This is a genomic window from Streptomyces sp. NPDC048106 (assembly GCF_040706415.1).
In the GTDB taxonomy this organism is placed as follows: domain Bacteria; phylum Actinomycetota; class Actinomycetes; order Streptomycetales; family Streptomycetaceae; genus Streptomyces.
The window spans coordinates 336787-348904 of record NZ_JBEZND010000003.1 but is presented as its reverse complement, the minus strand read 5'-3'; the positions used below and the strand labels follow the sequence as shown (position 1 = coordinate 348904).

Annotated in this window: 11 protein-coding genes and 1 pseudogene; 4 read left to right on the top strand and 8 right to left on the bottom strand. The window is 66.9% G+C overall.

From position 1 onward, the window contains the following. Window positions 1-89: 89 nt before the first annotated feature. The 4 genes from AB0927_RS04695 to AB0927_RS04680 all read right to left on the bottom strand — a co-directional run bounded on the left by AB0927_RS04695 (window position 90) and on the right by AB0927_RS04680 (window position 4606). Entirely contained in the window at window positions 90-596 is a 507-nt protein-coding gene (locus AB0927_RS04695) for a flavin reductase family protein (protein WP_366666049.1), read from the bottom strand. A gap of 192 nt (window positions 597-788) precedes the next feature. Next, window positions 789-2030, bottom strand: a complete 1242-nt coding sequence (locus AB0927_RS04690) for an ATP-grasp domain-containing protein (protein ID WP_366666048.1) — start codon at window positions 2028-2030, stop codon at window positions 789-791. Between the two features lie 270 nt (window positions 2031-2300). Further along, complete coding sequence (locus AB0927_RS04685; RefSeq protein WP_366666047.1) at window positions 2301-3359, bottom strand: LLM class flavin-dependent oxidoreductase; 1059 nt, start codon at window positions 3357-3359, stop codon at window positions 2301-2303. A gap of 20 nt (window positions 3360-3379) precedes the next feature. Further along, window positions 3380-4606, bottom strand: a complete 1227-nt coding sequence (locus tag AB0927_RS04680; RefSeq protein ID WP_366666046.1) for an ATP-grasp domain-containing protein — start codon at window positions 4604-4606, stop codon at window positions 3380-3382. 829 nt (window positions 4607-5435) lie between these two features. Between AB0927_RS04680 and AB0927_RS04675 the strand changes: the two genes are divergently transcribed. After that, window positions 5436-6260 (top strand): LuxR C-terminal-related transcriptional regulator, encoded by an 825-nt coding sequence (locus AB0927_RS04675; protein WP_366666045.1) that lies wholly within the window; start codon window positions 5436-5438, stop codon window positions 6258-6260. Window positions 6261-6306: 46 nt separating this feature from the next. Here AB0927_RS04675 and AB0927_RS04670 read toward each other — a convergent pair. Continuing rightward, window positions 6307-6396: pseudogene (locus AB0927_RS04670) on the bottom strand (IS5/IS1182 family transposase); the annotation flags it as partial. A gap of 84 nt (window positions 6397-6480) precedes the next feature. On the opposite strand from AB0927_RS04670, the gene AB0927_RS04665 reads away from it, so the two are divergent. Next, window positions 6481-6618, top strand: coding sequence for a hypothetical protein (locus AB0927_RS04665; protein WP_366666044.1), 138 nt, complete (start codon window positions 6481-6483; stop codon window positions 6616-6618). A gap of 184 nt (window positions 6619-6802) precedes the next feature. Here AB0927_RS04665 and AB0927_RS04660 read toward each other — a convergent pair whose 3' ends face one another. Then, window positions 6803-8035, bottom strand: a complete 1233-nt coding sequence (locus tag AB0927_RS04660; RefSeq protein WP_366666043.1) for an MFS transporter — start codon at window positions 8033-8035, stop codon at window positions 6803-6805. A gap of 651 nt (window positions 8036-8686) precedes the next feature. Here AB0927_RS04660 and AB0927_RS04655 point away from each other — a divergent pair. Next, window positions 8687-8854: a hypothetical protein gene (locus tag AB0927_RS04655; RefSeq protein WP_366666042.1), complete on the top strand. Its 168-nt coding sequence runs from the start codon at window positions 8687-8689 to the stop codon at window positions 8852-8854. Window positions 8855-8998: 144 nt separating this feature from the next. Here the strand turns inward: AB0927_RS04655 and AB0927_RS04650 are convergent, their stop codons facing one another. Continuing rightward, a complete protein-coding gene (locus tag AB0927_RS04650; protein ID WP_366666041.1) occupies window positions 8999-10528 on the bottom strand; it encodes a UDP-N-acetylglucosamine 1-carboxyvinyltransferase in 1530 nt (509 codons plus the stop codon). A gap of 171 nt (window positions 10529-10699) precedes the next feature. Beyond that, window positions 10700-11146, bottom strand: coding sequence for an Lrp/AsnC family transcriptional regulator (locus AB0927_RS04645; protein ID WP_366666040.1), 447 nt, complete (start codon window positions 11144-11146; stop codon window positions 10700-10702). A 149-nt stretch (window positions 11147-11295) separates the two neighbouring features. On the opposite strand from AB0927_RS04645, the gene AB0927_RS04640 reads away from it, so the two are divergent. Beyond that, a complete protein-coding gene (locus AB0927_RS04640; RefSeq protein WP_366666039.1) occupies window positions 11296-11769 on the top strand; it encodes a rhodanese-like domain-containing protein in 474 nt (157 codons plus the stop codon). Window positions 11770-12118: the final 349 nt, after the last annotated feature.

The window sequence follows — 12118 nt, the reverse complement described above, 5'->3', positions numbered from 1 at the left end:
ACGGGGCTATCCAGGAGGGCTCCGACGCCGTGATCACACCAGACACAGCGAGATCATCTCACCCGTGACCAGCAGTTACGGGACAGCCCTTAGACAGCGGAGAACTCGTTCAGCGGCGACCAGACACCGTAGTCGCCCCGACGGTAGAGAAGTGGCTCGCGGGGGAAGGTCTCAACACCTTCCACCCGGCCTACGAAAAGCCAATGATCGCTCACCTCGATTGCGTTCTCAACCCTGCATTCCGCAAAGCCGAGTGCGATTTCGGTGAGCAGCGGAGCGCCTCCGGCAACGGCCGAGGGACGCCATTCGACATGTGCGAACTTGTCCGTGGCCTTGCTCGCGAACACCTGCGAGGCGTCACGCGCGGACGAGGAGAGGAAGTTCACCGCGAACGCCTGCGACGAAACGATCGCCGGCAGCGTGCGGGACCCCTTGCCGACGGAGACCAGCAGTGTCGATGTCGCCGCCGACACCGAACAGACGGCGTTGCTGGTGAAACCGTACGGCTCACCCGCTCCGTCCATTGCCGTGACGATGGCGATCGGAGTCGGGAACGAGCCGAAGAGTTTGCTGAAGCATGCAGAACCGACGTCCATCAAGTTCCCCCGCGGAGCAGCTCGTGAATGTTTTCTGGTAGGCCGAAGCAACCGACGGCCCGTGATGGTGTGGTGCGGCCCCACCGTTTCTCGGCAGCGGTCGGTCCGCGATCGCGCCCGCGAGCGTCTCCTCCCGGGCGGCGATCGTCGATCCCGCCGTGCTCGGCCGGGCGGGGCCCGGTCCGGGATTCCTCACTGCGGCAACGGAGCGGTTTCGATCCTGAAATCGGCGATGATCTTCCGGATGTCCTCCGCCACGACCGACTCGTCGCCGGTGAGGATGAACCGCCCGCTGTGCACCGCGTCGTAGCTGCCGCCGGGCTGCATCACCTCGCCGGGGGTCGGTACCAACTCCCGCCAGATCGTGGCGAAGTGGTCCCGCATGGAGGTCACCGAGACGACCTCGGCCGGCAGTCCGTCGGGCTTCGGGATGATCAGGAAGCCGCCGGACGGGTCGCCCGTCTGCGGCGGGACCGTCGCCCCGCCCTCGCACAGGGCGTCCAGCCAGAGCTCGAAGAGGTTGACCCCGAAGAGCTTGTCCGTGAGGTACGGCACCTCGCCCCCGCCGATCCGGCCCGCGATCTCCAGGAACACCAGGTCCCCCTCGGCCGGGACGAAGAGTTCGAGGTGGAACGGCATGGAGGTCATGCCCAGACCCGACACGCACTGCCGGGTGAACTCGTGCACACGGTCGCGCAGCGGGGAGTCCTGGACGACGACCGAGCCGAGCGGCTGCCGGCCGGCCTCGAAGGCGAGGCAGTCGCCGATGTAGCGGGACACCGACATGAACAGGATCTGCGAGTCCTCGCCGACGAACCCATCCACGTGGTAGATCGGCCCGTCGATGAACTCCTCGAGTTCGTAGTCCCCGGTGTCGATCTGATCCAGCAGCGTCGTGAGCGTGGCCTCGTCCTCGATGCGGTGCACCCCCCTGCTCCCCGCGCCGGACAGCGGCTTGAGTATCAGTGGGAACCCGATCACCCGCGCGAAGTCCACTGCGGACTCGACGTCGTCGCAGGAAGCGAACCGAGGCACGCGGACACCAGCCTTCGCCACGGCTTCCTTCATCCGCAGCTTGTTCCGGTAGAGCGCCACTTCCTCGGGTCGCGGACCGGGGATGCCGAGTGCCGCGCGAACTTCGGCCGCGATACCGAGCGTGGCCTCCGAGACGGCGATGAGCCGGTCGACCGGGCCGACGTGGTCCGTGATCTTCTGAACCGCTCCGCGAACTGCCTCGAAGTTGAGGTTTTCGACCTCGACCAGGTCGGCGATCTGCTCGGGATCGGCAAGGATTCCGGTGGCGCCGACCGCGTCGACCACGTAACTGACCTGGTGCCGCTCATGGTCGATGAGCTCCTCGAAGCGGCCCATCGAGAAGTCCCAGCGCGGCCCCTCCTGGAACCTCGGCCACCGGTTGATGACGACAATGTGCATGGTTATTCCTCCGTGGCTGTTCACTTATGCGATCGCCAGCTTTGCCGCAGGTCAGACGCGCAATTCAGTCGAGTGAGGTACGTGAACAGCCACGCTGCTCCGTCACTGCGGCGCCAGCCTTGATCGGCACCGTCCGCGGGGTGAACCCGATCGCTTCTTTCGGTTCGTCACACGTATTCGCGGCGAGCACCGCAGGGATTCGTTCCGCGAGATTGCACGGCCGCCTGGCTACGGTCCGGGCCGCGCAACGCAGATGGCCGCCCGGCTGGCTCAGGACGCCTCTGCCTCAAGACGGCGAATCAGGGGAGCGACATGAGTGAAGAAGTTCCTCATCTCGTCCCGGGTCGGCCACCCCGAGAAGATGAATTCACTGATACCCGCGGCCTTGTAGCTGTAGATGTACTGGGCCACCTCTTCATAGCTCCCGACGATGCACAGGGCCGGACCCCCGCGGTAGGCCACGGCACCCGTCCAGATGTAGGGCGAGAGCCATTCGTCGACCGCGGAGTTCGCCAACTTGTAGGAGGACAGCACCGCCTCGGAGTCGGTGCTGCTGAGCGCCTGGCGAGCCCACTCCTTGTGGTCCTCGTTCGGATTGCGCACGAGCTCGGCAAGCTCCGCCACGGCCTCCTCGCGGGTGGGACGAGCCAGCACGTGCATGCGGGTACCCACGCGGCACCCGCCCTCGACGAGCGGCCGGCTGGCCAGTGCCAGCGCCTCAGGGGTGTCTCCGTAGCGCAGCCAGCAGTCCCCCCAGGCCAGCGCGGTCTGCTGCGCCACGGCCGACGCCCCGCTGAGGTAGATCTGCGGCCGCACTCCGCCGCTGTATCCGAGGCCGAGCTCCGCGTCCTTGAGCGTGTAGTGCTGCCCGTCGTAACTCAGCGGTGACTCGCCCTCCCAGAGACCCCGGAGGATCTCCAGGAACTCGTTGCAGCGCGCGTACCTCTCGTCATGGCTGAGGAAGTCGCCGTATCCGGCCTGCTCCGCCGGAGAGGCTCCGGACACGATGTTGAGGGCGATGCGCCCCTCCGTCATCCAGGAGAGCGTGTTGACGACCTGCGCGAAGAGCGGCGGCGTCATCAGGCCCGGCCGATAGGCGAGCATGAACCTGACACGATCAGTGACCTGCGAAAGCGCCCCGATCACCGGAAGCGGATCGGGAAGTCGCTTGGAGATCCCGAACAACAGGCTGTCGACGCCGAGTTCATCGGCCTCCTGGACGAAGTCCCTGACTTCCCCCATGTCGAGCTTGCCCATGCTGAAAGGATCCGTGGGCTTCGCCTGTCCCGTGTCGGGCGGCGAGCACCAGTGGAGGCGCAGGGGGTTCATGTTCGATCCTTCCTTCCGTGTCAGGTGGTGACCACGCGTACGCGGTCACCGATCTCGGACCAGCGCTCGAGCGCCTCTTCCGGGGAGTCCGCGGTGAAGACGACGGCCGCGATCCGACAGCTGTAGTCCGCCTCATCGGTCTTGATGCCGGCGCCCGGTTCGATGAGGACGTGGCCCCCCACCACCCACGGCTCAGACGTCAGCTCGTCCCAGCCTTCGAGCCGCGCGTACGAACCTGCGCCGCCCGCGGTCAGGAAACGAATTCCAGTCGCCTTGGCGACCGGCTCGCCATGTGCCGCCGCGCTCTGGGGATCCGCGCCGGTGATGTCCGCGAGGACCTTTGCGGGCAGCCTGAGGCCGGTGGCCATCTCCATGAGCTCGGTGAGCTTGCCGCCGGGCAGGCGCGCGGCCACCTCGATGAGTACGGGGAGCCCCTCGCTGAGGCGCAGTTCGCAGTGGAACGGCCCCGTCGTGATCCCCACCGCTTTGACGACATCCGCGGCGTACGACGCGAGTTCGTGGCGGACGGCCTCGTCGAGCGGCGCGGGCGTGAGATGCCCCAGCTCCAGGAACCGCGGCTCGGGACCGAGCAGCTTCCGCGTCACCGCCACAACGGTGACTTCGCCGTTGCTGACGTAGCCGTCGGCGCTGTACTCCGTTCCAGCCACGTACTGTTCGACCATCACGTCGGCGGTCAGCGGCCGGTCGAACTCGCGTCCCTCCTCGGCGTGGATCGCAGACACCGCTCGGCGTGCTTCTTCGAGCGAGTCGACGCGCGACACGTGAACGCTCCCGCCGGAATCGACCGGCTTGATGACTGCGGGGAAGCCCACGTAAGCACATGCCGCATCGAGTGCCGCCGGCTCACGGACCACAGTGAACCTCGGTACGTGCAGGCCGGCCGCAGCCACCGCCTCAAGCATCCTCGCCTTGTGCCGGACCTGGTCCACGGCCGTGCCGGCCAGACCGGGCAGCCCCAGCCGGGCGGACAGCCGGGCGGCTGCCGGCACGTAGTACTCGCCGCCGGCGACAACAGCGTGAATGGCGTTCCGCTGGTGGGACTGGACGACGGCAGCCTCCAGGACATCCCCGGAGTTGGTATCCGCCTTGATCATCTCTGTCGCGGCGGATCGCACGGACTCGGCGACCCTTCGGCCTTCGGCCTCATAGGAGGCCACCACGACGTCCCAACCGAGAGAACGGGCATGAGTGATGTAGGCGTTCGCGGAGAACGCGGGTTGCACCACCAGGACACGATAAGTCATAGGGTTTCCTCGAGTTCTAGCTCTGAGCTCGGCGATGGTTCACGTGACGAGAAGTCAGACCTCAGCACATTGAGGATTACCGCCGTTCACGGCCACCATTGACGGAGAACTGGAAGTGGACCGGCACGCGCACTCCGAGAAGTCCCCCGAAATCGATGGGCGACAATCCACTCGGTGGAGCGGCGGCTTCTCGCGCTCCGGCGCATCGGGCAGCGGGAACCCGCCGCGCTCTCCAGGCGGTCAGGATGCGGAGAGCGTCACACCATTCCAGCCGACATCGTCGGCTCGTACCACACTTGAACCGGCCGCAGGCGCCGCAGCGACGGACGGTGAGAACGAGCCGAGCCCAACAGCTATCGCCACTGCCGCACCGGCGATGCCGCCGGTGAATGCGACACGCACGGTGCGCGTCATATGAGTCGAGATAGCATGAACATGCATTATGCATCTATCCATTCATCGAAGCCCATTGGGCCGAGGCAGAAGGTCGGCTTGGCCCCAGTTGTCTCGGTAGTTGTTCGCGCATCCCATTCGAGTGAATTGCGTGTTCGTCCTGCGGTAAGGCTGACGATCGCAGTCGAGGCAGAACAGCACATTCGCGCCTCGCTCAACTTCCCCACTCGTTTCCATCAATTCAGTACACGAATACCCCCGGCAGCAATCAAGCTCCGACCTGCACCCAATCCTTCCTGCATCACCCCCAAGTAGGCCAAGCGCTAAGATGGCTCCGGTTCCTGCACTGCCGATTTTCAGGGGGTTCAATATGGGCAAAGAGGAAAAATGGGAAGGTCTCATGACAAGGCCAGCCACCATGAGCGACGAGGCGGACGCTGATGGTCCCCGTCGTCGCACTGTTCCGCCGAACGCTCTGACGAAGCCGGAAGCGTTCGTCCAGGGAATGGCTAAACACTTGACGGACTTAAGGCGACTCGTCGATGAGCAGGCCAGCCGACTGCACTACGTGTCGCGCGCAGCCACCAGCGGGAACTCCGATATCCGCGAAATTCACGGCCTGTCCACCATCGCTCAGGCCATCGATGACGCCCTGTCGGGCTCCCGGCGGGAAATTCTTACCGCGCAGCCGGACGGCCCTCGCCCGAGAGAGGTTCTGGACGACGCCTTGGAAAGCGTGCGGCGTCACGTAGCCGCCGGCGTCGTGATGCGTACTCTCTATCAACACACGACGCGTTTCGATGAGGCGACAAAAGAGTATGTCCACAAGGCGACAAGCCTCGGAGCTTCAGTCCGGACGCTCGACGAGTTCTTCGACCGCCTGATCATCGTGGACGACGTCGCCTTCATTCCGGCGAACGCGGACCGCACCTCTGCGGTCGCGGTGAGCGAGCCGGCCGTCGTCGGCTTTCTCCGTGACATGTTCAACAGGTCGTGGGATCGAGCAAAGCCCTTCCCATTCGTCCCGAATTATGCAGCAATGGCAGCAAAGGAAGTCATGCCCGCAATGCATGACTCGATCAAGCGCCTGCTGATCAACGGCTACCCGGACAAGCAGATAGCCCGGCGGCTCGGCATCAGTGAGCGGTCGTTGCAGGGCCACATCGCCACCATGAAGCGAGAGCTCGACGCACATAACCGGATGCAGATGGGCTATCTCTGGGGTAGAGGCGAAGGTGAGTAGGACGGCCTGAGGGGGCGTTTGATGTGACCGAGTTGCCACTTATTTTCTAGTAGGTCCCTCGCCGGGTTGGCGTAGTCTCGTCCGTTATGCGCTTGGCGAGGTTGTCGATCGAGGCGAGGTGGATCATGGCTTCGGAGCCGGCCTCCAACGCCTTTTCAGGATGTGAAAGCTCGGCCGTGGCCCACGGGCTCGTGTCGGCGACGAAGTGACCGTGCCATCGTTGCGCAAGGCTGCCGGCGACTCCCTGGCACCGCGCCGCTCATTCGGGTTCGAGCTGGACGAGCCGGGCAAGCTCGGCATCCGGCTTGTCGACAGCCTGGACGCGGAAGGCGCCGGGCTCCTCACGGGCACTGGTTGAGGCTGAGTGTCACACGCGGATTCGCTAGCTGCTCATATGCCATCGATGCCCGGCAGGAGCTTCTACCGGCAGGCCTGCTGCCGCGCGGCTACCGGCGGGTCCCGACGCTCCGGTTCAGCGGCGCCGACACGGCCAGGCTGATGTCGGCCGCGGACGCGCGACCGTCGGCGCTGCACGCAGCCACCTACTCGGCCTTGCCCGGGTCGATCCAGCGGAGCGAAGTCCCGGCGATGGCGAAAACCCCGCCGAGGGTCAGCCAGCCCCATACCGGGAACTGCAGCACGCCGCTTGTCATCACCACCGGTGCAAGCGATGTCGCTGTGGATGTCCCTGATTGGAACAGGCCCTGGTAGGCGCCGGCTTGGCTGTCGGGTGCGAGGTCGTAGCTCAGCGTGGTACTCGAGGCCGCGAAGTACACCTCGGCGATCGTCATGACCAGCGCCGCGCCCAGGACCAAGACCGTCGCCGCGATCGCCGACCCGGTTCGTGACACGACGAAGACTGCGCAGCCCAGGGCCAACAGCCATCCAGCGCGCTCGCCAACCCGGATCGCGCCGACACTGTCCTCGCTGCCCTTGCTGAGGCGAACCTGGAGCAAGGCGACGAGGGCTGTGTTCATCACGAGCGCCATCGCCACGATGGCCCGCGGTGCGCTCGTGTCGCGGACCACCCACAGCGGCAGGCCGACTTCGAAAATGCCGAACTGAAGCGCCAGAACCGTGCATATCGCACAGAACAGAACATAACGTCGATCTCGTAGCACGCCCGAGCGTCGGCGATCTTGCGCGGTGGCTGCGGTGGCGGTTGCCCAGGTGGTCGGAAGGCCGGCCAGCATGGCCGCTGCGACGACGAAGGTCAGACAGTCAACGACGATGACGGCAAAGTAGGCGGTAGCCGTGTTCACGGCGAGCGCAAGGCCGCCGGCGCCCGCGCCGAGCCCGACCCCAACATTCGCCAGTGCTCGAAGCTTCGCCCGCGCCTTGACCACACCGTCCTGTGGCAGCGCTGTCGCCAGCAGTGCCCGGTATGCGACCACTGACCCGCGATCCACCGCGGTGATCGGGCAGATCAGCATGAGGAACAGCCAGAACGAATGAACTTGCGTATAACCCAAGATCCCCACGGCCTCCGCGGACCAGAGGATCATCAGCACACGGCGGGCACCCCAGCGGTCGCAAGCCCGGCCGAACGGCACGGACGCGAGGATGCCGCAAACGCCGCCGACAGCCAGTCCTGTGCCGAACTGAGCCGCCGTCATGTCCCCGACGTGCGTGAAGAACAGCGCACTGTTCACCCGGAACAGACCGTTGCCGAATGTGTTGATCAGTGTCAGAGGCACGAGCAGCTTGGCCGCGTGGTTCGCGGGCGCCCCGGAGCCTTCGGTACGGGGCGCCCGCGTCCTGGGCAGCGCAGGCATGAGGGAGCGGATTCCCACAGAGTTTCCTCGAATTCTAGCTCTGAGCTCGGCTATGGCTCACGTGACGGGAAATCAGACCTCAGCGCATTGAGGATTACCGCTGGCGAACCCCGCAGCGATCAAGATCCGACCTGGGCCGGTCCGCTCGTTCGAGGTAAGTGAACAGCTACCCCGCCACCTCGAACCCCCGAGAGGCCCTCTGGCCCAGGGCCCATCCTTCCTCCACCGCCCCCAAGCAGGCCAGGCCCCAAGATGGCTCCGGTTCCTGCACTGCCAATGTTCGCGGGGTCTGATGGGGACTTCCCAGGGACTTTCCGCCGGACTGGCGAACCAGGAGTCGATGGCCGCAAGCCCACACGTGCCCGCCTGCGACATGAAGCGAGTATAGGTTCGGAGGGCGAAGGCCGGGTCGGAGTGGCCCAGCCAGTTCGCCGGCCCAATGACAGCCCGTCAACAACTGGTAGACGGTACCTTCCACATGCCATGGACGGTCCGGCCGAGGATCGTCACGAGGCTCGCTGTCCGACGTCCGCGGACACGGTGCGACGGACACGGTGGCCACGGACTCGGTGGCGACCTCGCGGGTGTGCCGTAGGACACCCCAAGCTCCTTGCCCAGCACGCTGATCTGACCAACACGGCCACCCCCTCCATGGGCCCCGGTAAGACCTCCGAGGAGTTGGAGGCTGGCGAATCGATCGTCCCCTTGGCGCGCTGGCTGGGGCACTCCGACCCCGGGTTCACGCTGCGGAAGTACTCCCACTTCCTGCGCCGCGCCGGCGCCCGGGGCAGCGCTGTCATCGACGCGATCTTCGCGTAGCCGCGGCCGGTCGGCGGAGCCTGTGGAACGCGGCTCATAGCCCACCGTGGGTCCAAAGTCCCAGAGAAGTCCCAGAGATGCCGCCGCACCCCTCCCAGACCCGCGAAGTAGCAGGTCAGGGAGGGGTGCGGCGGCATCCTCTTATCAAATATCCCGGAAGATCTCGATCTGCGCGCCGATCGAGTTCAGGCGTTCCGCGAGGTCCTCGTAACCGCGGTTGATGACGTACACGTTGCGCAGGACCGACGTGCCCTCGGCCGCCATCATCGCCAGCAGGACGACCACCGCGGGGCGCAGGGCCGGGGGGCACATCATTTCGGCGGCGCGCCAGCGGGTGGGGCCCTCGACGAGGACGCGGTGGGGGTCCAGCAACTGGAGCCGGCCGCCGAGGCGGTTGAGGTCGGTGAGGTAGATCGCGCGGTTGTCGTAGACCCAGTCGTGGATCAGGGTCTGGCCGGAGGCGACCGCGGCGATGGCGGCGAAGAAGGGGACGTTGTCGATGTTCAGGCCCGGGAAGGGCATGGGGTGGATCTTGTCGATCGGCGCCTCCAGCTTGGAGGGGCGGACCGTGAGGTCGACCAGGCGGGTACGGCCGTTGTCCGCGAAGTACTCCGGCGAACGGTCGTGGTCCAGGCCCATCTCCTCCAGGACCGCCAGCTCGATCTCCAGGAACTCGATCGGCACGCGGCGCACGGTGAGTTCGGACTCGGTGACCACCGCGGCGGCCACCAGGCTCATCGCCTCGACCGGGTCCTCGGAGGGGGAGTAGTCGACGTCGACGTCGATGTTGGGCACGCCGTGCACGGTCAGCGTGGTGGTGCCGATGCCCTCCACCTTCACGCCCAGCGCCTCCAGGAAGAAGCACAGGTCCTGGACCATGTAGTTGGAGGAGGCGTTGCGGATGACGGTCACGCCGTCGTGCCGCGCGGCGGCCAGCAGCGCGTTCTCGGTCACGGTGTCGCCGCGCTCGGTCAGCACGATCGGGCGGTCGGGGCTGACCGTGCGGTCCACCTGCGCGTGGTACTGGTTCTCGGTCGCCGCGATCTGGAGGCCGAACCGGCGCAGCGCGATCATGTGCGGCTCGATGGTCCGGGTGCCGAGGTCGCAGCCGCCGGCGTACGGCAGCTTGAACTGGTCCATCCGGTGCAGCAGCGGGCCGAGGAACATGATGATGGAGCGGGTGCGGACGGCCGCCTCGGCGTCGATCGCCGTCATCTCCAGCTCGGCCGGCGGGACCAGCTCCAGGTCGACCCCGTCGTTGATCCAGCGGGTGCGTACGCCGATGGAGTTGAGCACCTCCAGCAGGCGGTACACCTCCTCGATGCGCGCGACCCGGCGCAGCAGCGTGCGTCCCTTGTTCAGCAGGGACGCGCAGAGGAGAGCCACACAGGCGTTCTTGCTCGTCTTGACGTCGATGGCGCCGGACAGCCGACGGCCGCCGACGACCCGCAGATGCATCGGGCCCGCGTAACCCAGTGACACGATCTCGCTGTCCAGAGCCTCGCCGATGCGGGCGATCATCTCAAGGCTGATGTTCTGGTTGCCGCGCTCGATGCGGTTGACCGCGCTCTGGCTGGTGCCGAGCGCCTCCGCGAGCTGCGTCTGCGTCCAGCCCCGGTGTTGCCGGGCGTCGCGGATGAGCTTGCCGATGCGTACGAGGTAGTCGTCTGCCATGAAGTCGAGGTTATCTCAGATATGAGATGGCGCCTGTTGGGGGGTCCATTCGGGTGATGGCGCGTCAGTGACCTGCGGATTCGGGAGAGATGTCCACAGGATGATCCTAGATGTCCGGTGATGGGTAATTCGTTACGAAACTCCGCACACAGCGGGTTTGCCTGCCGAGGTTCAGCCGCTGACGGGCCGCCGAGGCAGCGGGGACGAGTACACGACGCTGGTCGTCACGGAGCCCAGGGTGCCGATCCGGCCGGAAACCTCCTCCAGGTGGCGCATGGAGCGCGCCGCCACCTTGATGATGAAGCAGTCGTCGCCCGTCACGTGATGTGCCTCCAGGATCTCCGGCATCGCCTCGACCAGGTCGTGGAATGGCTTGTAGTTGCCGTTCGGATAGCGCAGCCGTACGAAGGCCAGGATCGTCAGGCCGACCTTGTCCGGGTCCACGACCGCCGCGTAACCGCTGATCACCCCCGCCTCCTCCAGCCTGCGCACCCGCTCGGTGACGGCGCTGGCCGACATGTCGACGGCGCGGGCGAGGTCGGCGAAGCTGGTCCGGCCGTCCCGCTGGAGGGCGTCGAGAATGCGCCAGTCGATGGCGTCCAGGGAAATCGCGGTCATGGTCGAGGAATAGCACGGATTCCCCGGCCGCCCGGCGTCAGTGCCGTGGATCACGCCTTCAGAGTGCGGGTTCCGGTCCGTAGATTCGAGGTCAGACGGCAGCAGAGCCGCGCACTCCCGCACCCTCGCACCAGGAAGGGCCTCGCCCCGTGACCACGACCGTCCCGAACCCCGTCCTCCGCGTCGCCCCCGCCACCCCCGCCGAGGCCGCCGCCCACTTCCGCGCCTCCCTCCGCTTCCACGCCGACGTGGCCGACGTGGCCGCCGCCCTCGCCGCCGGCGGCGACCCCGGGTTCGTGCTCCTCGACTCCCGCTCCACCGAGGCCTGGGACCAGGGGCACGTCCCCGGCGCCGTCCACCTCCCCACCGCCCTCATCCCCGAACGCGCCGCGGAGCTGCTCGACGTGTCCGTACCCGTCGTCACCTACTGCTGGGGCCCCGGCTGCAACGGGGCGACCCGTGCCGCCCTCGCCCTCGCCGAACTCGGCTACCAGGTCAAGGAGATGCTCGGCGGGTTCGAGTACTGGGTGCGCGAGGGGTTCGCCTACGAGACCTGGCAGGGCCCGGAGCGCCGCGACGCCGACCCCCTCGTCGCCCCGGCCGCGGGAGCCTGCGGCTGCTGACGCCCTCACGCCGCTACGGGCCTCGCGCCGCTACGTTGACTTCACGCCGGCCGGGATTCCCACGCCGACCGGAACCCCGTGCTGGCCGGGGCCCTGCGCCGACCTGGATCCCACGCCGACCGGGACCCGCGCCGCTACGTTGACCTCACGCCGGCCGGGATTCCCACGCCGACCGGAACCCCGTGCTGGCTGGGGCCCCTGGAATTGGCCCCGGCCGGGGCCCTGCACTGCTACGGGAGCCCACGCCGACCGGCCCACGCCGACCGGCCCACGCCGACCGGGACCCGCGCCGCTACGTTGACCTCACGTCGACCGGGACCCCGCGCCGACTGGAACCCCGCGCCGCTGC